The following is a 20,888-nucleotide window of genomic DNA, read 5'->3' as shown; positions in this document are numbered from 1 at the left end:
CTGCTCCTTGGTCGCTGAACGAAGTGGCGGAGGCGGACGGGAATCGAACCCGCCAGGCCGAGATACTCGGCCTCGTCGGTTTTGAAGACCGCGGGGCCCACCAGGAACCCTGACGCCTCCTCGCCCGGCGAGCATAACGCGGCGGAAACTACGGCCCACCCGCACGGCGGGACCGCCTGAGGAGTGTCACCCACTGAGTGGATCCGACACGATCACAGCACTTGGGTACGGTCGAAGCATGACCAGCGAGACCCGTCGGCTGACCCAGTTCGCGCACGGTGGTGGCTGCGCCTGCAAGATTCCGCCGGGCGAGTTGGAGGAGATGGTCAAGGGCCTGACCGCCCGCCCGTGGCCCGACCTCTTGGTCGGATTGGATGACGGCGACGATGCCGCAGCCGTCCGCACCGCCCCCGGTAGCGATGACGTCATCATCTCGACCACCGACTTCTTCACCCCGGTGGTCGACAACGCTTACGACTGGGGACGCATCGCCGCGGTCAACGCGCTCAGCGACATCTACGCGATGGGCGGCACGCCCGTGTTGGCGATCAACCTGCTGGGTTGGCCGCGTGATGTGCTGCCGGCCAAGCTCGCCTCGGAGGTGCTGCGCGGCGGTCTGGACGCCTGCACCCAGGCAGGCGCGCCGCTGGCCGGTGGGCACTCGATCGACGACCCGGAGCCGAAGTACGGCCTCGCCGTGACCGGAGTCGGCAAGGAATCCCAACTCCTGCGCAACTCCACCGCACAGCCGGGCAATGCCATCACGCTCACCAAACCGATCGGTGTCGGCGTGCTCAACAACCGCCACAAGGCGACCGGCGAGATCTTCCAGCAGGCGATCGACAGCATGACCACGCTCAACGACGTCGCCTCCCGGGCCGCGCTGGACGCCGGCCTCATCGCCGCGACCGACGTCACCGGCTTCGGCCTTTTGGGTCACCTCTACAAGATGGCCCGCGCATCCGGCGTCACCGCCGTAGTCAACGCATCCGCGGTGCCGTATCTCGCGGACGTCCGCGAGTCGTTCGCCGCAGGATTCGTGCCCGGCGGATCACGACGCAACCTCGACTGGGTGCGTCCACACCTGAGTGCTGAGGTCGATGAGGACGAGTTGATCCTGCTCGCCGACGCACAGACGTCCGGCGGGTTGTTGCTGGCCGGTGAGTTGCCGGAGGGTTCAGTGCCGAACGCCGCGGTGATCGGCGAGTTCGTGCCACGCGGCGAGCACGTGCTGGTCGTCCGCTGAAACCAATGGAAATCCGCGCGAGAAGCTGGCCTTCGTAACGCATACGAAGGCCACTTTCTCGCGCGGATTTGCTGGTGGTTACGTGGGTCAGTGCGCGACTACTTCGGCCACGCACCGCCCGGCTGGGTGATGCCTTGCCCTTTGGCCAGCTTGGCGGCGGCCCGCTCGCGCTGCGGGACGATGGTGTAGCGCGGGTCTTTCGCCGATTCCATGCCGGCCTCGAAGATTGCGAACCGGGTAAATGCCGAACCGGCCATCAACGACGCTCCGCTGAGTGCGGCGAGGATTCGGTTGCGCCCGCTGAGGGCGGCGCCGATGGCGCCGATGACTGTGAACGCGGTGGCGTACGTGTGGTACTTGCCCGCCTTGCCCTCGTGACGTGGTTCGGCGAGCAGGCCGAGGTGCTTGTCGAGCAGCCGGTCGAGCACCAGTTCGACCGTCGCGGCGGTGACGCCCAGCGCGCGCACCGGACCGGTCTCGCGCGGGTTGACCGCCACCATCGCCCAGCCACACCCGGCTGCGAGCGCCGAGCTGACGAAGATGAACGGCAGGTGCCGGTACGACTCGTGCCAGGTGGGAGCAGCGGTGTTGGACAACAGAACTGCGGTGTACGCGGCCAGCGGCGGTGCGAAGAACGCGACGCCGGCCGAACTGATCGGGTTGGCCACCTTGACGGTCTTGTCGAGGATCGGCGCAGCGGACGCGAGCTTCGGACCGAGCAACTGCAGGCCGGCGCTGGCCCCGGCGAAGGTGCCGAAACAGGTGAGGATCCACGAGCCGACCGACATCGGCGAGGTGAGCTTCACCGTCCGCATCATGTTGAGCGCGCGCTCCGGACGTCCGAGGTCGTGGACGAGGTAGTAGCCGCCGAGCCCGACCGCGACGAGCGATCCGTAGCGTCCGGCTGCCTGCAGCTGCGGACGTCCGGTGGCGTGCCCGCCGGCCCCGAGCAGGGCCGAGCCTGCGGCGAGTCCGCCGAGGAAGAGGTAGGCGGCGATGTCGTTCTCCCACGGCGGGGGCTTGACCACATTGCGGCCGTAGTAGCTGGTGAACTGCGCATCGGGGACGGTCGCATGGGGGTCGCCGCCGCGCTTCTTCTTGCGCCCGCCGCCGCGGCGCGCAGGCATCGGCGGGCGATCGGCGTCGTACGGACTCGTGCTCATGCTCGACCCGCTACCGCGAAGGCGATGCCGACGGCCGCGATCATGGCGGTGCCGGCCCACCCGGCGCGCTGGAACATCTCGGGCAGGGCGCGGGTGGTGACCACCGGGTCGGGCGGCAGACCGTACGCCTCGGGTTCGTCCATCAGCAGGAAGACCGAACCGGTGCCGCCGACGCCGTCGTCCGGGTTGGCGCCGTAGAGCCTGGCCTCGGTGACGCCTTTGCTGTGCAGCACCTCCAGCCGTTCGCGGGCCCGGGCCACCATGTCGTCGTGGTCGCCGAACTTGATGGACGTGGTCGGGCAGGTCTTCGCACACGCCGGGGTGTCGCCGACGGAGATGCGGTCGTAACACAGCGTGCACTTCTGTGCCACACCGTGATTCGGGTCGCGCAGCTCCTCACCGGCGATGACGGTCATGGTGCCGTCGCCGCGGCGGTCGATCACTCCGAAGGGGCAGGCCGCGACGCAGTAGCCGCAGCCGTTGCAGACATCGGGCTGGACGACGACCGTGCCGAACTCGGTGCGGAAGAGCGCTCCGGTGGGGCAGACGTCCAGGCAACCGGCGTGCGTGCAGTGCTTGCAGACGTCCGAACTCATCAGCCATTTCACGGCCGGTTCGCCCGGGGGTGGGCCGGGCAACTGTGAGGCCGCGCCGGACGATGCCTCCGCGAGTGCGTCCGTCGTCGCGACGCCGCCGGCCGGTGCCAGCGCGTCAGTGGGTGCCAGCGAACGGGCTGCGGGCGGACCCACCCGGGGCATGCCGAGGTCGACCGACTGCGAGTCGCGCAACCCGGTGACCCGAGCCGCGGCCGCCTGCTGCGGGGTCTGCTCGATGAACGCGACATGCCGCCAGGTGTCGGCACCGAGATGTCCGGTGTTGTCGTAGCTCGAACCCAGAATGGTGTCCTCGCCAGGCTTGGGCGGCACGTGGTTCCACTCCTTGCACGCCACCTCGCAGGCCTTGCAGCCGATGCAGATCGAGGTGTCGGTGAAGAAGCCCTTGCGGGACGGCGGCGCCTGCCAGTTGGCGTCGGTCGCCGGGTTGGTGGGGCCGTCCAGTTGCCGACGCCAGAAGCCGCTCATGCTCCGTCCTCCGACTCGTTGCGTGCTCGTTCGTCCGCCATTCGCTGCTCGGCCGCCGCATCTTCTCGGCGATCCTGCGGCTCGACGACCAGCCGGTGCCCGGCGGGCCCGGTGACCGGATATCCCGGATCGTCACCAGGTTCGTCCACCACCGGTGCGCCCGAGGGAACATCACCGGGCGCGGTGAGGTCGATGCCGGTGTCGACGGTGCCGCCCGCGCGACGCTGGTACTCACGCACCAACTCCAACACCGCAGCTCCCCGCGGACGGCGGCCTGGACGGATGTCGCACGACCCCGCCTTGGCCTCCTGGATCTGCACATTCGGATCGAGCACGACGCTGAGCAGGTCGTTGGCCGAGTCGCCGGTGACGACGGCCTTGTCGCCGACGCCCCAGTGATACGGCAGCCCGATCTGCTGCACGGTGCGGCCGTTGATCTGTAGGGGCTGGACGCGGTCAGTCACGAAGACCCGCACTTCGATCGCGGCGCGCGGCGAGATGATCGTGGCCCAGCCGTAGTGCTCCAGGCCGCGCTCCTGCGCCAACTCCTTGGAGATCTCGCAGAACATCTCCGGCTGCAGTTCCGACAGGTAGGGCAACCAGCGGCTCATGCCACCGGCGGTGTGGTGCTCGGTCAACCGGTAGGTGGTGAAGACGTACGGGTAAACGTCCGCCCCAGCCTCGCCGGCCGGCGGGGCGTAGATGTTGTCGTTGCGGGAGAACACTTCTCGCGTCGGGCTCGACTGCTGATTCGGGTGCAGCGGGTTCTCGACCGGCGACTCCTGGGGCTCGTAGTGCGTGGGCAGCGGCCCGTCCACCACACCCTTGGGCGCGAAGAGCCAACCCTTGCCGTCGGCCTGCATGATGAACGGGTCGTCGCCGTCCAGACCGTCGCCGCCGCCGACACCGGCCGGCGCCCGGTAACCAGGCGGAGTGTTGAGCGGGAAGTCAGGCACGTCCTTGCCGGTCCACCTGCCCTGCTCCTCGTCCCACCAGATGAGCTTCTTGCGCTCGCTCCACGGCCTGCCCTGCGGGTCGGCCGAGGCGCGGTTGTAGAGGATGCGGCGGTTCGCCGGCCACGCCCAACCCCACTTGGCTGCGATCTCGTCCTGCTCGTGGCCGGGCACACGATCGGCCGCATGGTTGATCTCGTCGGCGTACACCCCGGCGTAGATCCAGCAGCCGGACGTCGTCGAACCGTCCGTCCTCAACTCACCGAACGAACTGATCGCCTTGCCGTCGGCGCCGACTCCGTTGATCTCGCGCAGGACGCTCTCGGGAATGATCTCGCCCTCGTCGTCCACCGGGTAGTCCCAGGTGAGGTCGAGCAACGGGCGATCCCGCGGATCGGCCGAATCGGCCAGTCGCTCACGGATTTTCAGACCCAACTCGTAGAAGAACTCGAGCTCGCTGCGCGCATCGCCCGGCGGGTTGACCGCCTTGTGTCGCCACTGCAACATGCGCTGGGTCTGGGTGAAGCTGCCCGCCTTCTCGACGTGGTTGGCGGCCGGCATGAGGAAGACCTCGGTGCCGATCTCCTCTGTCCGTAGCTCGCCGTTCAACACCTCCGGGGAGTCCTGCCAGAAGGTCGCCGTCTCGATCATCTGCAGATCGCGCACGACCAACCACTTCAGGTGCGACAACCCCATCCGCTGCATGCTCGAATGCGCCGACCCGACGGCGGGGTTCTGCCCGAAGACGAAGTAGCCGGCCACCTCGTCGCGCAACATCGACATCACCGTTTGGTACGTGCCGTGCGGCCCGGTCAGCTTCGGCAGGTAGTCGTAGGCGAAGTCGTTCTCGGGCGTCGCCGCCTCGCCCCACCACGCCTTGAGCAGACTGATCGTGTAGGCGTCCGCGTCGGCCCAGAAGCCCTTCTGCTCCTTGCCGGCGATGCTGGCGATGTACTGCTCCAGGGAGTCCTGCTTGCCCGCCGAAGGCATCGGCAAGTAGCCCGGCAACAGGTTGTAGAGCGTCGGGATGTCGGTCGATCCCTGGATGGACGCGTGCCCCCGCAGCGCCATGATGCCGCTGCCCGGACGTCCGACATTGCCCAGCAGCAGCTGCAGGATGCCGCCGGTGCGAATCATCTGGACGCCGTCGGTGTGATGGGTCCAGCCGACCGCGTAACACCACAGCGTCGTGCGCTCACGCCCGGAGTTGGCGGTGATCGACTGCGCCAACCACAGGAAGTCGTCCTCGGAAATACCGCAGATGCGGCTCACCATCTCCGGGGTGTAGCGGGCGTAATGCTTCTTCAGCAGTTGGAAGACGCAGTGCGGGTCGGTGAGCGTTTCGTCGCGCATCACTTCGCCGTGTTCCAGCGCCGGACCACCGGCGCCGGCCGTCTCGGTGTGCGAGGCATCCTCCTGGTGACCACCGCCCGGCTTCTCGACGGAGTCGTTCTCCTTCGGGTCGCGGTAGGCCCAGGTCGTCGGGTCGTACTTACCCGTCTCCGGGTCGTACCCGCTGAACAGGCCCTCGAGATCTTCGGTGTCGCGGAAGTCCTCGTTCACCAGCGTGGCGGCGTTGGTGTACGCCAGCACGTACTCCTTGAACCACAGGTCGTGCTCGATGACGTAGTTGATCAACCCGCCGAGCAGCGCAATGTCGGAGCCCACCCGGATCGGGATGTGCTTGTCGGCCTGCGGGGACGTCCGCGTGAAGCGGGGATCGATGTGGATGACCTTCGCGCCGCGCGCCTTCGCCTCGGTGACCCACTGGAAACCGACCGGGTGGCACTCGGCCATGTTGGAACCCTGAATGACGATGCAGTCAGCGTTGGCGATGTCTTGCAGGGATTGGGTGGCGCCCCCGCGCCCGAAAGAGGCTCCCAGACCGGGAACCGTGGCGCTGTGTCAAATACGGGCCTGGTTCTCGATCTGCACTGCGCCGGCTGCGGTGAACAGCTTCTTGATGAGGTAGTTCTCTTCGTTGTCGAGGGTCGCGCCCCCGAGCGCCGCAATGCCCATGGTGCGCCTGACCCGGCGTCCCTGCTCGTCGAACTCCTGCCAGTAATCGCGGCGCGCAGCCACGAACCGGTCGGCGATCATGTCGACGGCTTGGTCGAGATCGAGCTCTTCCCAGTCGGTGCCGTACGGCCGGCGGTACATCACCTTCTTGACGCGGCGCGGTGAATTGACCAGCTGCTCGCTCGCAGCGCCCTTGGGGCACAAGCGTCCCCGGCTCACCGGCGAATCAGGATCGCCCTCGATCTGAACGACCTTCTCGTCCTTGACGTAGACGCGCTGCCCGCAGCCCACCGCGCAATACGGACACACGCTCTGGACGACGCGATCGGCGGTCTCGGTGCGCGGCTGCAGCGCGCGGGTGCGCGGGCTGGTGACCGACGGGCCGCGTCCGAGGTAGTCGCCGTCCTTGAACTGACGCACGACCGGCCATTGCAGGAACTGCCGTCCCAGACCCATCGCCCCACCTCTCAAGACTCGACGCCCACGGTTGTCGTCAAAGCTACTACTTGCCTCTTGGAAGGGCTGGCGATCGACGCGGACGGTTGGTGCCGCGTAGGCGAGCGGTTGCACATCGCGGGTGCCAGCGGCGCCCACCCTGCAACCGCGGTTTGCCGAGATCTGCGGCGGGGCGGTGCACGGTGGTTCTTGTCAGCTGGACTAACCTGGCCCGCATGGCTGAGCAACAAGGTTGGGCACGCATCGCTTCCGACGTCGTCGCGCTGACGCTGCGCGAGGGTGAATTGCACGTGGCGCTGGTGAAGCGCCTGGCTTCGGCAGCTCGCGGACGCTGGGCGCTGCCGGGCGGGTTCTTGCACGACAACGAGTCGGCCGAACAGGCGGCGTATCGCGAACTCGCCGAGGAGACCGGGCTGCCCGCAAAGTCGGTGGTGCTGGAGCAGTTGGCCACCTACACCGCACCCAAGCGCGACACCGATCACGACTACCGCGTCATCTCCGTCGCCTGGTTGGCCTTCGCCGCCGACCTGCCGTCAACAAGCGCAGGTACGGACGCCGGAGCAGCCGAATGGGTGCCTGTCGAGGAGGCCTTGCGCAAGCGGCTGGCCTTCGACCACCGCACGATCCTGCGCGACGGCATCGAGCGCGCCCGCGCCAAGCTCGAATACACCACCATGGCAACCGCTTTCCTGCCGGAAGAGTTCACGATGAGTGAGCTTCGCGGCGTCTACACCGCGGTCTGGGGCGTCGAACTCGACGCAGCCAACTTCCACCGCAAGGTGCACTCCATCGCCGGCTTCGTCGAGGAGACCGGCTACGTGCGGATGGGCCGCGGACGCCCGGCGACGCTGCTGCGTGCCGGCGAGACCAAGCTCTTGCAGCCGCCGCTACTGCGCTGACGTCCTCCGCGCCGCGCCTATCAGGATGCGCGTTCGTACGCCCGTACGGGTGTGCACCGACGACACGGCCGAGCACTAATTTCGTGAACAGTGGAATCGTGCTGGCAGTTCACAGAGTGGGGCGACGACGACCTGGCGCGACGCGTGCAGCAGGTCGCCGCTGATGTCGACGCATCCATCCGGTTCGCTCCGTCGGTCTCCGGCGACTCGCTCGACTGGCAGCAAGACCCGTGGCACATCCTTCGGACGCTGGCCACGCTCGGCGCCGTTGACCTCACCGCCGCGCGCACCATCGAGCCCCATCTGGACGCGATCACCATCCTCACCCAGGCGGGTTCGCCCGACCTGAGTGCGATCGGGGTCACCGACGACACAGTGTGGGGCGTGTACGCAGCCGGTGGTCCTGGGCACGGGCTCGTCGCCACTCAGACCGCGGACGGTCACTTCGAACTGTCAGGCACCAAACCATGGTGTTCGCTCGGCGACCGCCTCGACCATGCTCTCGTCACCGCAGCGCAGGACGGTCACCAACGCCTGTTCGCGGTGCGACTCGACCCTGATCACTACACGACGGAAGGGCCACCCTGGCAGGCGGTCGGACTGCCCGACCTCCGCACCGTCACGCTGCGCCTCGACTCCGCGGAGGCCATCCCGGTCGGCGAGTCCGGTTGGTATCTTTCGCGTCCCGGCTTCGCGTGGGGCGGCATCGGCGTCGCGGCGGTGTGGTTCGGCGCGGCGGCCGCCCTCGCCGGACGGCTACGTGACGCCGCCGAGAAACGTGAACCCGACCAGGTCGCTCTCGTGGCCATCGGCCACTGCGACCGCGCCCTGTACGCCGCGCTGCTTGCGCTGCGGCATGCGTCCGACCAGATCGCTGGGGGCCAGGTCGAGGGCACAGCCGCCTCGTTGCTCGCTGCGCGCACGCGTGCGGTGGTCGTCGACGCGGTCGAGCAGGTGATCACCGTGGTCGGCCACGCGCTCGGGCCCGCGCCGTTGGCGTACGACCCAGAGCATGCGCGCCGGGTCGCCGACCTCACCCTCTACATCCGGCAGCACCACGCGGAGCGCGACTTGGCGGCGCTGGGCCGAATGGTTGTCGGAGGGTGAACGAACGTCGCTTTCGGCACGAGCAGTCGGGAACACCGGAGACGCAGTGGCTCGCGGCGCCCGGCTGGGAGGACGTCACGCCCATCAGCGTCGACAGCTTCGGACCTCCGGGCCGGTTGATCGTCGTCAGTGCCCATCCCGACGACGAGACCCTCGGCGCGGGCGCAACGATCGCCGAACTCGCCGCCGCCGGGTGGACGGTGCACATCGTGGCGGTCACCGACGGCGAGGCTTCACATCCGCGATCTGCTATGCCAGCGCACGACCTGGCTGCCTTGCGCCGCAACGAATTGCGCGCAGCCGTCGACGAACTCGCTCCTGACGCGCGGCTGACTTTTCTGAACCTGCCGGACGGCGGCTTGGAGGCCCGGGAAGCCCGGCTGCGCGAACAGCTCATCGACCTCATCGCCCCGGGTAGCACCGTGTTCGCTCCGTGGGTGAACGACGGACATCCCGACCACGACGCGGCTGGTCGGGCGGCTCGTGCCGTCGCGCAGCAGAACGGCGCAACGCTGTGGCACTTCCCGATCTGGTTGTGGCAGTGGGAGATTCCCTCGAACGTGCCGTGGTCGACCTGGTGCGCGATGAGCCCGACGCCGGACGCATTGCACCGCAAGGACGCTGCGCTCAACCACTTCCCGAGCCAAACCGAGCCGCTCGGACTCGGCTCAGGCGATCAGCCGGTGCTGACCGACGCCGCCTTGGCGCGGGCTCGCCGCGCGGTGGAGGTCTTGATTCCGGCCGACCGGATGTCCGAGTTTCCTGACCAGCCGTCGAAGCGCACCGACTTCGATGCGATGTTCGACGACAGCGATGACCCCTGGGGCTTCTCGACGTCCTTCTACGAGGAGCGGCACCGCGCCATCATCCTGGCTGCATTGAGCCGTCCGCGCTATGACCGAGCGCTCGACATCGGCTGTGCGACAGGCGAACTCACGAACGTCCTTGCCACGCGATGTGATGCCGTAGTCGGGGTCGACGGCAGTGCGGCGGCGCTCCAGCGAGCCAAAGCGAAGGCAGAGCACGAGATCGAGTGGGTGCGGGCTGACCTTCCGGAAGGGATTCCGGACGACCGCTTCGACCTCACCGTGTTGTCGGAGGTGGGCTACTTCCTCACCGGTCTCGAGCTCATCCGACTGCTGCAGGCCATCAGTGCGCGGCTCGCTCCCGGCGGTGAGCTCGTGCTGGCCCACTGGCATCACCCGACCCGCAACATCCCCTCCGACGGAGCGCTGGTGCACCGTCATGCGCTGCACCAGATCGACCTGCCGGTGCGGGTGCGGTACACCGACGACGACTTCGAGCTGATCGTCTGGGGCACAGGCGAATCCGCCGCTTCACGAGACGGACTGATATGAACATCCGTCACGTCGTCATCGGCATTCCGGCGCGTAACGAACAGGAACTGATCGGGGCCTGCCTGCGCAGCGTGCTCCTGGCCGTCGCGTCGCTTACCGCCGAACGTCCCGACGTCACGTCGACCGTCGTCGTAGCACTCGACCGTTGCACCGATGCCTCGCTGACCGTCGTCCAACAGTTCCCCGTGCTGCCGATCATCACCTCGCACGGCTGCGTCGGGTTGGCCCGTGACGCGGCGGTGCGGGCGGGACTGCTTGCTGCATCATCCGGTATGCGCCGCACGTGGCTGGCCTGCACGGACGCTGACAGCGAAGTGCCGCCCAACTGGCTCACTGAGCAGGTACGCATGGCCGACACCGGAATCGATCTCGTGGTGGGCACGGTCGAACCCGTGGGCGAGATCGATCCGGTGACGCTGCAGCGTTGGCACGACAGGCATGTACTGGCCGAGGGGCATGAGTACGTGCACGGCGCGAATCTCGGTGTGCGGGCGTCCGTTTGGGCGCAGGCGGGTGGCTTCGGAGCGCTTGCCACGCACGAGGACGTCGGCCTGGTCGAGCGCATCCGGGCTGCCGGGCTGCACTGGGTGGCCACCGACCGCACTCGGGTGGCGACGTCCGGCCGATTGACCAGTCGCGTGACGGGCGGCTTCTCCGACTACTTGACCGAACTCGGAGGTTCAGCAGCGAGCTGAGGCAGGCCGTCGACCCAGGTCACCAGCCCCATGTCGGCGAACTCGTCGAGCCAGCCCTTCATCGGCAGTCGGTCCCAGCGTCGCTGTGCCACAAGCGCATTGCGGACGATGTCAGCGACATGCTCAACCGGTGGGCGCGACACGGGGTGGTACAGGTGGTAGGCCTCGGCGCCGCCGACCCAGACCAGTTCCACCCCGCGTGCGCGGGCGGTCCAGCCAAAATCGGTGTCTTCCGCGCCGTACCCGACGTAGCCCTCGTGGAACCCGCCGATGCGCCGCCACGTGGCCGGGGTGAAGGCGGCGTTCAGCGACCAGAAGAGATCGTGATCGCCGTCGTCCAGCAGCTCACCGGACGCGGGTGCCGGGCGCGCGTCGTGCGGTGCGCGCCAGCCAATCAGATCAGCTGGCGCGAGTTGACGGACGCCGTCGGGCAGGTAGGTGACCGGCCCGGAGAGCAAGGTGCCCGGACGCAGGCTCGCGGCCTGGAGGTACGCATCGATCGCTCCGGGTGCGGGTAGGCAGTCGACATCGAGCAGCACGACGAGCTCGGCGCCTTGTCTGATCGCCTCTGTCACACCGTGATTGCGGGCCAGCGCCAAGGGCAGCTTCCCGTCGATGATCGGGACGTCGAGCACTGTGGCGTTGTGTTCCGTCGGCACCAGTCCGGCGATCTCGGGGTCGTCCATCGCGACGATGACATGCAGGGCATCGGGGGCATCAGCTTGCAGGTGTTGCATCTGCTCGCGCAGGTTGTCGTGCCGTCCGCGCACCACGGTGACGACTGCGACCTCAGCCATGCGCGGCGTCCTCAATGACTTCAGCTGCTCGTTCCACGGCGCCCTCGGTGTGCCACTGGCCCCATCCTGTTGCGCGCTGGTCAGCCAACTCGACCGCGCGCCTCCATGCTGCGGGGTCGTTGGTGTCTGGTGCGAGCGCGGCGAGTTGGAGCCGATCGAGTTCGCGGGCCATGTGCACCTGTTCGTCGTGCGGACGCTGTTGTGGCAAGCACACCAACGGAACTCGCAGGGCCGCAGCATCGGCGACGACGTTCTGGCCGGTGTGCGCGACGAGTAGTCGCGCGTGCTGCAACAGGTCGTCGACGTCGTCGCGCCAATGGTCTCCGCCCAGGGTGGTCCACGTGGCTTCCACTGCGATGCTCAGCGTGTGCGGCAGGTCGTCCAGGCCTTCTGGTTGGTCTCGACCCATCAGCAGCAGGCGGTCGCCGTCGCGCTGGGAGTGATCGGTAAACCTACTGATTCCGCCGACGGCCACGACCTTCGATGCGTACTTGGCCAGTGCTGCGCAGGGTTCGGCTTCGGCCGGCCACGCCGCAAGGATCGTGGATGCCAGGTTGTAGCCGAGAAGGTGCGGTGCGTCGTCCCGATCGCCCGGTTGGGCGATGACCACGACCGGCACGCCCATCGCACGCACCATTGTGGTCACTTCGACCGAAACATCGACGACGAACACGTCGGGCTGGTGACTAGCAATCCACTCCGCGATGATCGCCATCCTGTGCCGGAAGCCGGCGTGTTGCAGTGGCGCCCAGTGAAATTGTCCGTCGGCAGTGGCATCGCGCCAGAAGTCGCCGTCGTTGTCGCGTGGGAGCGGTCGGCCGTCGGCAGCCGAGTCGAGGTTGCTACCGAAGACGGCCACCTCGTGGCCGCGGGCTCGTAGTGCGGTGCAGATGCCGTGCGCACGCACGCGGTGGCCAGCGCCATGGTGGTGCACGTAGTAGCCGATTCGCATGATGCTCAGTCGTTTTCGTTGGTTGCGTCGATGGCACGTTGGTACTCGCCCTCGTACTGCTGCGCCATCCGATCGGCTCCGAAGACCTCTATTGCATGCCGTCGCACGAGACTGCGTTGGAGAGCAATGGCTTCCGGAATCGCCGTTGCGAGGCCGTGACTTCCGTCATCCGGGTCGACCAGCACACCGATCTCCGGCGACACCACTTCGGGCAGTCCGCCCCGCGCGAGGGCAACGACCGGCGTCCCGGTGACAGCCGCCTCAGCCACGACCAGGCCGAACGGTTCTTCCCAGCGCGGCGTCATGAGCAGCGCAGCGCTCTCGCCGAGCAGGCGGGCGGTTGCGCTGTGGTCGAGGTGTCCGAGGTGCTCGATGTCATCGTCGAGATGAGGCGCGATGACGTCGTCGAACCACTCCTGGTTGCTGATCGGACCGGCCAGTCGAAGGCGTCGTCCCGCGCGTTTTGCCGCTTTGATGGCGAGGTCGGCGCCCTTTTCGGGGACGAGGCGTCCCACCCACGCGAGGGCGTCACCGCCGGCTCCTTCGGGGAAGGCGTCGGTGTCGATCCCGTTGGCGATCAACGTGATCGGTTCGGCGAGCGTGGTCCACTGCCGGGCGAGGGCGTCGCTCACCGCCACGAACCGAGCGGTTGGTCGAGCCAGGGCTGCGCCGAGCTCCATCCACGGGAAAGGCGGGGTGTGCAGCGTGGTCACCAGGGGTGCTGCGAGGCAGGTCGACATCGACAGCGGCAGATGGTGCAGCGTCTGGTTGTGCACGACGTCCAGATCATCGTCGTGACTCATCAGATGTGCCATCGCGCCGACGAGGCAGTGGTGGTCGCGCAGGAAATCGGGTTCGGGCACCTGCGGGTCGAGCGCCGCGACGGCACTGATCGGCGGCAGGTCGGGGTAGTGGATGATCTCGTCCGCCAACTGCGGAGCGGTGCCCTCCCGTGCGTACAACCGGATGTGGTGACCACGAGCGCGCAGAGCGGTGATCAGCGTGGCGGTGTGTGCTTCCTGACCGCCGGTCCAGGGCTGACGCAGCGGATTGCGGGTGGTCGCCAGAACCGCGATTCTCACCAGGTTTCGACGTCGGACCATCGGCAGCGCGCCGGACCACCTGTCGTTGTCACCTGGCCAGTGTGCTCCGCGGAAACGGCAGGGGCCACACCCGCTCGGGGGGAGTGCGGACCTCCCGGCTCGAGCCGGCGCCGACCGAGAACGACGCTGACACAAACGCGGCCCATTTTCGCAAACGCGGTAGCTGCAACCGCCGCGTCTGCGAAGAAGGGCCGCATTTGCCGCTGGAAGGGCCGCGTTTGCGGCGCGGGCGCCACCTGCCCGACCGGTGGATCGTCGGTGTGGGCTGGCTCGGGGTTTACAGCGGCGCCTGCCTACAGCGAGTCCAGATACGGCAAGTCTGCGGCGTGGTCGCGGATCCAAGCGGTGGCGGCGGTGTCGTCCTCGTTGTAGTCGAGGATGCGCTGCTGCAGCGTCGCGCGTTCGGCGGCGTCGCTGGTCTCGCGGGCGCGATCGAGCCAGAGCTGACAGTTGCGCCCGCCGGGGTCTTCGTCGCGCCACTCGAAGCCGAGCGAGGTGGCGAGCGGCTTGAGAGCGAAGGCGCGTGTGGTGACCATGTTGGTCTCGGCCCAGCGGTGCGTGTCGACGAACTCGATGCCGATCGCCTCCACCGCCCCCTGGCCCTGGATCTTGCGCAGCCGCTGCTTCTCGACATGGCCGTGATGGAAGATCGCGATGCTCTCGCCATCGCTCTGCGCCGAATCGCGCTGCGCTGCAAGCCAGTCGGTCAACTCGTCGGCGAGCGCGAGTTCGGCTGCGTCGTCCAGGACGTCCCAGCGGACGAACGCGTGGAAGCTCACGTTTTCCCCACGGCGCAGACGAGCGCCCCAGAGGAAAACCCGGTCGGAGGTGTCGTTCTCCATGTCGAGGTCGATCTCGACGTCCGCCACGCGCGGACCCTGCGAAGCGGCCGATCGGTAAACCAGCGTGTGTCCGGCGGACGCGACTTTCGCGCGCTCGATGGTGAGGTCGAGCCGCTTGCGCCAATTCGAGGTGGCACCAGCCTCAGCGACATACCGCTCCAGCCACTCGTCGTTGAGTTCGAGGGCGGCGAGATCGTCGACGTCGGTGATGCCCAGGGTGCGCAGCGCCAGCCATTCGCGCAGACTCGGGCGCCACGAGGTGAAGGATGCTGTGGGGTCGGCAGCGAAGGTGCGCTCGCACTGGGCGTACCAGTCGCAGGTCTCGCACTCACTGGTGTAGATCGGGACGACGAGAGCCGGCTTGGCAGCGGCGGCGTTCTCGGCGACGGTGAGCCGGAACGAGAACTCGTGGTCGTAGCGTTCGAGAGCGCTGCGCTTCTTGGAGCCTTCGGTGCGGGAGTAGGTGGAGAAGGCGGGTTCATCGAGGCGGATCCAGGTGCCGTGCACCGCGTCCTTCCCCCAGTCGTCCCACTCATCGCCGGAGACCAGGAATGCCTCGTAATGCTCCGGCCCCGGGTGGCGTCCGAGCGCCTCCAACATCCTCGTGTAGTGGGCGAGTTGCAGGGCGTCGTCCTCGTGACGAGTGCCTCGCGGACGAGCGTCGGCAATCACCGACCGCGCGCTCGGATCGCTCGCGGGCGCGACGACCACCTCGTAGCTGAAGCGCTTGTTGGACGCCTTGGGTTCAAGAAACTTGTGCAGCTTCACATCGCCGGGCACGTATTTCGCGGGCCACGAGTCGCCATGTCGCACAAGCAGATCCGGACGTCCGACCCGCTTGCCCTCCTCGTCGTCCGGCAGTGCCGCCCGCAGGATCAGGGGAACTCCGCGCTCCATCGCGTCGGCGGTTTCGAGCACCGCCGAACCGCCGTGCGCATCGACCAGGTGGACGCGGTCAGGTGCGGCCGCTAACACGTATTCGAAGAGCGCTTCCTCGAAGGCGTTGCCGGCGTCGATGATCTGCTGGAGTTCGGGCGAGTTCGGCACCGACACGGCGACCACCGAGGGGTCGAAGCGGTAGTGGGTGCGCACGGGGCAGCGGATCGCGGGGTACGCCCCGAGCATCACCGGTTTGCTTACTGCCATCGCCTCCCCTTCGTCACCGCCATTGTGTCGTGCTCGGCCGGGATGGAGCGGCTACCCGTCCAAGAACCGCTGCATCACCTGCACCACGCCCGAATCCTGATTGCTCGGCGCGACGAATCGCGCGGCTGCCTTGATCTGCGGGTGGGCGTTGTCCATGGCGAACGACCAGTCGCCGGCGTCCATCATCTGCAGGTCGTTGAGGTAGTCACCGAAAATTGCGGTCTGAGCAGGGGAAACGCCGAGTCGCTCCTGCAGCGCACGGACCGCCCGGCCCTTGTCGACGTCCGGACGCATGATGTCGAGCCAGTGCTGGCCGGAGATGACCACCTGCTGATCGGCGAACGCGGAGAACACCTGCTCGAAGCATTCCTGCGAGCCCTCGAAGTCGAACACCGCAAGCTTCAACACCCTGTCGTCCACCTGCGTGAGGTCGTCAACGACGGCCAACCTGGCGTAGTACTTCTCCACTTCGGCGAGGAAGGGCGCGTCGGCGCGCTCGACGTACGCGCTGTTGACTCCGCAGACGACGAGGCCGAGTTCGCGGGTGTCTGCGGCCGCGCGCGCCGCGGCGATGCCCTGCTGCACCACGTCGTTGTCGAGCGAATACGTTGCCACCGGTTCGCCGTCGACCACGACCACGTTGCCGTTCTCGGCGACGTAAGCCAGGTCGTCCGCGCTATCGGCGAAAAGCCTTGCCAGCGTTGCGTATTGTCGCCCGCTCGCCGGGACGAACGTGATCCCGCGGCTGCGCATGTCAGCGAGCATCGTCCAGAATCCCTTCGGCAACGCGCCGTCGTCGGTCAGCAGCGTGCCGTCCATGTCGCTGACGACGAGCCGGACGTCCGCCTCGCCGGGGGTGATCGTGGTCCAAGAAGCTGGTTGATTCACCTGGTCGAGTCTGCCTTGTGTGCTCTTTGGCCTTTGAGAACAGGGGCGGTTGCGTCGGTCACGTCTTGCTCCGTCCAGCTTCTGGGTGCCCGGGTCGCCTCTCGTGCCGCCTGCAGCGCCAGACGTGCGTTGGGGAGCAAGTTGCGGGCTGGACCGCAAGTTGTGAGCGGACCGCTTGTTAATCGGTTGAAAACCAACTGCACGTCCGGGCACCGTGAAGGTTCGCCGGAGAACCAAGGAGCACCGTGCGCGAACTCGTCTACTACGTCGCTGTCAGCCTCGACGGATTCATCGCGGCACCCGACGGCAGCTTCGACGCCTTCCTGGCCGAGGGCGATCACATGTGTGTGATCCTCGATGAGTACGCGGACGCTCTGCCCACCGCAGCGGCTCAGCATCTCGGCGCTGAGCAGACTGGTCGCCGGTTCGGCACCGTGCTCATGGGGGCGAACACGTACGCGGTCGGCCTACCTGCCATGCCGAGCCCTTACTCCCACCTCGAACAGTTCGTTCTCACCAGCCGGCCCCACGATCCGGTGGACGGCGTCACCTTCACCTCCGACGACCCCGTCTCCCTCGCACGCGACCTCAAGAAGCAGGACGGCTCCGACATCTGGCTCTGCGGCGGAGGACTACTTGCCGGTCAGCTGTTGCCCGAGATCAATCGCCTCGTGCTCAAACGGAATCCGGTCGTGCTCGGCGACGGTATCGGCCTGTTCGCCGGAGCGAGCCATAGCCCGGGGGTATTCACCCTCGCTCGAAATCGTGACTTCCAGTCCGGAGCGTCGATCAGCGAGTTCGTACGCGCCGGCTGAGGAGCGAATGAGTCAGACATCAGTGCGGCCAAGCGGCATGAACCGAGACCGCCTAGTGTGGGGATACCAATAGAAGGGCAGCAGTGACTTCCTCACGACCCGGCACTTTCAGTGTCCCCGACAATAATCCGGTCCCATTCTCCGACGCTCTCGCCACGTGGGTTCCGCTCGCGCATACTGAACTGCGTTCCACCGCAAGCAAGTACAACGCAGTGATCACCTACAAGGAACTTGCGTCGCATGTGCAGGAGGTCTCCGGCGTCCAGACACGCATGCTGCTGACCAATTGGGTGGGCAAGCTGCTCGAAGCCGTCGCGCGGGAGGTGAAGGAGGCGGGTGAACCGCCGCTGACCTCACTCTGTGTCAGGCAGGACGGCACGATCGGTCCGGGCTATACGCACGCGCCGAAGTCGGTCGACGACGAGGTGGACGACGATCTCGAGTTGTACGCGGCAAAGCACCGGCTGCTGTGCTACCAACGGTTCGCGTCCGACGTCCCCGCCGGGGGTGGCACGCCGACGATCACGCCCAAGGTGCAACAGGCACGTGCACGAGCCCAGAAGATGCGACGGGTCGAAACCGTCCGGCCGTTGTGTCCGAACTGCTTCACCGAGCTGCCGATGACTGGCACGTGCAACTACTGCCGGTAACGACAAACGCGGCTCGCGTCGTGCGACTGGGTGCCGAAGCGTGATGCACAGACCACGAGCGCGACGGTGCTCAGGTCGCTGGTGTCGACGCTGAGGCCGGGCCAGGTGATCGCCGCCGACGGTGAGGTGTGGCCGCGCTCCAAGTTCCACGCGTCTGCGTGTGCCAAGCGACGATCCTCATTCGCTGACCTACTTGCTGGTCGCACGACGCAGCAGGTCCTCCAATCGCAAGATCCAGCCTCCCGGTGGACGTCCGGATCACTTCTGATGCAACCGGAGGTGCCGGACGTGATCTTGGTGGCGCGAGCAGGTCAACCAGCCAGATGACCTGCTCCCAGCAACAATGGTTGACAACCACATGTAAGCAACTTAAGTTGACGACGTGCACTCCGAACAACTCGTCGGCACAGCAGTCGACACCAGCGATCCGCGAGCGGGCCTGCGAGCGATCGCATCGCTGAGGTCGCTCACTGAGCGCCTCGAACTTGTCAACGGCACGTGAAAACTGACCCCCAAACGGCAACTGAAAGTTGACCCTCTCCGAGAGCCTGTCCTCGACGTCGAGGCAGGAGATGCGGAGTGTTGGCAGTGGAGGACTGGGCTGAGATCCGGCGGTTGCACCGCGCGGATGGAGTGCCGATCAAGGTGATCGCCAGATCGATGGGGATCTCGAAGAACACTGTGCGCAAGGCGCTGCGTGATGAGGGCCCGCCGCGTTACGAGCGGGCGGTGCGTGGGTCGTTGGTCGATGCGGTCGAGCCGCAGATCCGTGAACTGTTACGGGTCACGCCGACGATGCCCGCCACGGTGGTAGCCGAGCGTATCGGGTGGGAGCACTCGATCCGGATCCTGCGGACCCGGGTCAGCGATCTGCGGCCGGTGTACTTGCCGCCGGACCCGGCGTCGCGCACGACGTATGAGCCGGGCGAGTTGGCGCAGTTCGACTTCTGGTTTCCCGACATCGAGCTCCCGGTCGGGTTCGGGCAGACCAGGACGGCGAAGCGGTTGCCGGTGATGACCACGGTGACTGGCTATTCGCGGTGGTCGGGCGGCTTGTTGATCCCGTCCCGGGAGGCTGCGGATCTCTACGCCGGCTGGTGGCAGCTGGTGTCGACCCAGTTGCAAGGGGTGCCGAAGACACTGGTGTGGGACGGCGAAGGAGCGGTTGGTCGGTGGCGTGCACGCCAACCCGAACTCACCGGCGATTGTCAGGCGTTCCGGGGCGTGCTCGGCACCAAGGTCTACATCTGCAAGCCTGCCGACCCTGAAGCCAAGGGAATGCTCGAGCGGCTCCACGACTACCTGGAAAAGTCGTTCCTCCCCGGTCGCACGTTCACCTCGCCAGAGGACTTCAACACTCAGTTGGCTGAGTTCTTCGCACGGGCCAACGCCCGTCGGATGCGGGTGCTGGGCTGCAGCCCCGGTGACCGGGTCGCCGCGGACCGCGCCGCGATGATGTCGCTGCCACCGGTGCCGCCCGAGGTCGGCTGGCGCAAGACGATGCGGCTTCCACGCGACCACTACGTCCGGCTCGACTCGAACGACTATTCGGTCCATCCGGCCGTGGTGGGACGCCGGATCGAGATCCACGCCGACCTGGAACGGGTGTGGGTGACGTGTGAGGGCGCGACCGTGGCCGACCATGCGCGGGTATGGGCCCAGCACCAGACCATCACCGACTTCGAGCACACCGTGGCCGCCAAGTTGCTGCGGCAAGGCCGCGGCGACTTGTTGCGGCCGGTCGCGGAGGCGGTCACCGGCGAGGAGGTCGAGGTCCGATCGCTCGGTGTCTACGACCAGATCCTCGGACTCGTTGACGAGCTTGTGGATGAGGAGGTGTCGTGATGGCTGCGCGCACCACCACGAAGACAGCCCCGAGGACAGGACGCGATGTCACCAGCGAGCTGGAGTACCTGACCCGGGCGTTGAAGGCACCGACCCTGCGCGAGTCGGTCGAACGGCTCGCCGAACGCGCCCGCGAGGAAGCCTGGACGCATGAGGAGTTCCTCGCTGCCTGCCTGCAACGCGAAGTGTCAGCACGAGAGTCCCACGGCGGCGAGGGACGAATCCGGGCCGCCCGGTTCCCCTCCAGGAAGAGCTTGGAGGACTTCGACTACGACCACGCCCGCGGCCTGAAACGCGAGACCATCGCGCACCTGGGCACCCTGGACTTCGTCGCCGCCAAGGAGAACGTCGTCCTCCTCGGACCGCCAGGAACCGGGAAGACCCACCTGGCCACCGGACTCGCGATCCGGGCCTGCCAAGCCGGCCACCGGGTCCTGTTCGCGACCGCGTCCCAGTGGGTCGACCGACTCGCCGAGGCCCACCACGCCGGCAAGCTGCAAGACGAACTGCGTCGACTGGTCCGCTACCCCGTGCTGGTCATCGACGAGGTCGGCTACATCCCCTTCGAACCCGAAGCCGCCAACCTGTTCTTCCAACTCGTCTCATCCCGCTACGAACGGGCCAGCCTGATCGTCACGTCGAACAAGAACTTCGCCCGCTGGGGCGAGGTCTTCGGCGACGACACCGTCGCCGCCGCGATGATCGACCGGCTCGTCCACCACGCCGAGGTCATCGCCCTGAAGGGCGACTCCTACCGGCTGAAGAACCGAGAACTCGGCCGCGTCCCCGCGGCCGTCACCGAAGAGAACCAGTAACCGAGGGGGTCAGTTTTCGATTGCCGTGAGGGGGTCAGTTTTCAGCCGCCGTTGACA

General features: G+C 67.2%; 18 protein-coding genes and 1 tRNA gene. 9 read left to right on the top strand and 10 right to left on the bottom strand.

Annotation, left to right across the window (positions count from 1 at the left end; genetic code table 11):
• Nucleotides 1-24: 24 nt before the first annotated feature.
• Nucleotides 25-120: transfer RNA gene (locus tag J5M86_RS00430), tRNA-Sec, on the bottom strand.
• 118 nt (nt 121-238) lie between these two features.
• Here J5M86_RS00430 and selD point away from each other — a divergent pair.
• Nucleotides 239-1,246 carry a selenide, water dikinase SelD gene (gene selD, locus J5M86_RS00425; protein WP_188061777.1) on the top strand — a complete coding sequence of 336 codons (1,008 nt, stop codon included), beginning with the start codon at nt 239-241 and terminating at the stop codon, nt 1,244-1,246.
• Nucleotides 1,247-1,344: 98 nt separating this feature from the next.
• Here selD and nrfD read toward each other — a convergent pair whose 3' ends face one another.
• The 3 genes from nrfD to fdh are packed head-to-tail and all read right to left on the bottom strand — an operon-like array spanning nt 1,345 to nt 6,919.
• A complete protein-coding gene (nrfD, locus tag J5M86_RS00420; protein ID WP_188061778.1) occupies nt 1,345-2,409 on the bottom strand; it encodes an NrfD/PsrC family molybdoenzyme membrane anchor subunit in 1,065 nt (354 codons plus the stop codon).
• Complete coding sequence (locus tag J5M86_RS00415; RefSeq protein WP_188061779.1) at nt 2,406-3,491, bottom strand: 4Fe-4S dicluster domain-containing protein; 1,086 nt, start codon at nt 3,489-3,491, stop codon at nt 2,406-2,408. The genes nrfD and J5M86_RS00415 overlap by 4 nt, the downstream gene beginning before the upstream one ends.
• On the bottom strand, nt 3,488-6,919 hold the full coding sequence (gene fdh / locus J5M86_RS00410; protein ID WP_188061780.1) for a formate dehydrogenase: 3,432 nt from the start codon (nt 6,917-6,919) through the stop codon (nt 3,488-3,490). The genes J5M86_RS00415 and fdh overlap by 4 nt, the downstream gene beginning before the upstream one ends.
• 215 nt (nt 6,920-7,134) lie before the next feature.
• Between fdh and J5M86_RS00400 the strand changes: the two genes are divergently transcribed.
• The 4 genes from J5M86_RS00400 (at nt 7,135) to J5M86_RS00385 (ending at nt 10,978) form a co-directional block, all read left to right on the top strand.
• Nucleotides 7,135-7,818 (top strand): NUDIX domain-containing protein, encoded by a 684-nt coding sequence (locus J5M86_RS00400; protein ID WP_188061781.1) that lies wholly within the window; start codon nt 7,135-7,137, stop codon nt 7,816-7,818.
• Nucleotides 7,819-7,908: 90 nt separating this feature from the next.
• A complete protein-coding gene (locus tag J5M86_RS00395; RefSeq protein WP_190472585.1) occupies nt 7,909-8,925 on the top strand; it encodes an acyl-CoA dehydrogenase in 1,017 nt (338 codons plus the stop codon).
• Nucleotides 8,922-10,283, top strand: coding sequence for a bifunctional PIG-L family deacetylase/class I SAM-dependent methyltransferase (locus J5M86_RS00390; protein ID WP_188061783.1), 1,362 nt, complete (start codon nt 8,922-8,924; stop codon nt 10,281-10,283). The genes J5M86_RS00395 and J5M86_RS00390 overlap by 4 nt, the downstream gene beginning before the upstream one ends.
• Nucleotides 10,280-10,978 carry a glycosyltransferase family 2 protein gene (locus J5M86_RS00385; RefSeq protein WP_188061784.1) on the top strand — a complete coding sequence of 233 codons (699 nt, stop codon included), beginning with the start codon at nt 10,280-10,282 and terminating at the stop codon, nt 10,976-10,978. Before J5M86_RS00390 ends, J5M86_RS00385 begins: the two co-directional genes overlap by 4 nt.
• On the opposite strand, the gene J5M86_RS00380 is transcribed toward J5M86_RS00385, so the two are convergent.
• The 5 genes from J5M86_RS00380 to J5M86_RS00360 form a co-directional block, all read right to left on the bottom strand.
• Nucleotides 10,942-11,775, bottom strand: a complete 834-nt coding sequence (locus J5M86_RS00380) for a glycosyltransferase family 2 protein (RefSeq protein WP_188061785.1) — start codon at nt 11,773-11,775, stop codon at nt 10,942-10,944. The genes J5M86_RS00385 and J5M86_RS00380 overlap by 37 nt on opposite strands.
• Nucleotides 11,768-12,727: a hypothetical protein gene (locus tag J5M86_RS00375; protein WP_188061786.1), complete on the bottom strand. Its 960-nt coding sequence runs from the start codon at nt 12,725-12,727 to the stop codon at nt 11,768-11,770. The genes J5M86_RS00380 and J5M86_RS00375 overlap by 8 nt, the downstream gene beginning before the upstream one ends.
• Before the next feature lie 5 nt (nt 12,728-12,732).
• Nucleotides 12,733-13,809, bottom strand: coding sequence for a glycosyltransferase (locus J5M86_RS00370; protein WP_188061787.1), 1,077 nt, complete (start codon nt 13,807-13,809; stop codon nt 12,733-12,735).
• Nucleotides 13,810-14,123: 314 nt separating this feature from the next.
• Nucleotides 14,124-15,818: a TM0106 family RecB-like putative nuclease gene (locus tag J5M86_RS00365; RefSeq protein WP_188061788.1), complete on the bottom strand. Its 1,695-nt coding sequence runs from the start codon at nt 15,816-15,818 to the stop codon at nt 14,124-14,126.
• A gap of 51 nt (nt 15,819-15,869) precedes the next feature.
• Nucleotides 15,870-16,706, bottom strand: coding sequence for an HAD family hydrolase (locus tag J5M86_RS00360; protein WP_244328398.1), 837 nt, complete (start codon nt 16,704-16,706; stop codon nt 15,870-15,872).
• Nucleotides 16,707-16,951: 245 nt separating this feature from the next.
• Here J5M86_RS00360 and J5M86_RS00355 point away from each other — a divergent pair, with 245 nt between their 5' ends.
• The gene (locus tag J5M86_RS00355) at nt 16,952-17,521 is read left to right on the top strand and encodes a dihydrofolate reductase family protein (RefSeq protein WP_188061789.1); all 570 of its coding nucleotides are present in this window, start codon (nt 16,952-16,954) and stop codon (nt 17,519-17,521) included.
• A gap of 212 nt (nt 17,522-17,733) precedes the next feature.
• Entirely contained in the window at nt 17,734-18,171 is a 438-nt protein-coding gene (locus J5M86_RS00350; protein ID WP_188061790.1) for a hypothetical protein, read from the top strand.
• Here J5M86_RS00350 and J5M86_RS00345 read toward each other — a convergent pair.
• On the bottom strand, nt 18,159-18,338 hold the full coding sequence (locus J5M86_RS00345; RefSeq protein ID WP_188061791.1) for a hypothetical protein: 180 nt from the start codon (nt 18,336-18,338) through the stop codon (nt 18,159-18,161). The two genes, J5M86_RS00350 and J5M86_RS00345, sit on opposite strands and share 13 nt — an antisense overlap.
• Nucleotides 18,339-18,750: 412 nt before the next feature.
• Between J5M86_RS00345 and istA the strand changes: the two genes are divergently transcribed.
• Together istA and istB are read left to right on the top strand one after the other, a co-directional pair.
• Nucleotides 18,751-20,016 (top strand): IS21 family transposase, encoded by a 1,266-nt coding sequence (gene istA / locus J5M86_RS00340; RefSeq protein ID WP_188061795.1) that lies wholly within the window; start codon nt 18,751-18,753, stop codon nt 20,014-20,016.
• Nucleotides 20,016-20,831 carry an IS21-like element helper ATPase IstB gene (istB, locus tag J5M86_RS00335; protein ID WP_188061794.1) on the top strand — a complete coding sequence of 272 codons (816 nt, stop codon included), beginning with the start codon at nt 20,016-20,018 and terminating at the stop codon, nt 20,829-20,831. Before istA ends, istB begins: the two co-directional genes overlap by 1 nt.
• Nucleotides 20,832-20,888 lie beyond the last annotated feature (57 nt).

It is taken from the genome of Yimella sp. cx-51 (genome assembly GCF_017654605.1).
Classification (GTDB): Bacteria; Actinomycetota; Actinomycetes; order Actinomycetales; family Dermatophilaceae; genus Yimella.
Note: the sequence above shows the minus strand (reverse complement) of the source record. Positions and strands in the feature narration are given on the sequence as shown.

Bases quoted from the DNA above. Each gene is read 5' to 3' on its own strand.
- nrfD (WP_188061778.1), bottom strand. From the start codon at position 2,409: ATGAGCACGAGTCCGTACGACGCCGATCGCCCGCCGATGCCTGCGCGC.
- J5M86_RS00400 (WP_188061781.1), top strand. From the start codon at position 7,135: ATGGCTGAGCAACAAGGTTGGGCACGCATCGCTTCCGACGTCGTCGCG.
- istB (WP_188061794.1), top strand. From the start codon at position 20,016: ATGGCTGCGCGCACCACCACGAAGACAGCCCCGAGGACAGGACGCGAT.
- J5M86_RS00375 (WP_188061786.1), bottom strand. From the start codon at position 12,727: ATGCGAATCGGCTACTACGTGCACCACCATGGCGCTGGCCACCGCGTG.
- selD (WP_188061777.1), top strand. From the start codon at position 239: ATGACCAGCGAGACCCGTCGGCTGACCCAGTTCGCGCACGGTGGTGGC.
- J5M86_RS00380 (WP_188061785.1), bottom strand. From the start codon at position 11,775: ATGGCTGAGGTCGCAGTCGTCACCGTGGTGCGCGGACGGCACGACAAC.
- J5M86_RS00365 (WP_188061788.1), bottom strand. From the start codon at position 15,818: ATGGCAGTAAGCAAACCGGTGATGCTCGGGGCGTACCCCGCGATCCGC.
- J5M86_RS00415 (WP_188061779.1), bottom strand. From the start codon at position 3,491: ATGAGCGGCTTCTGGCGTCGGCAACTGGACGGCCCCACCAACCCGGCG.
- J5M86_RS00385 (WP_188061784.1), top strand. From the start codon at position 10,280: ATGAACATCCGTCACGTCGTCATCGGCATTCCGGCGCGTAACGAACAG.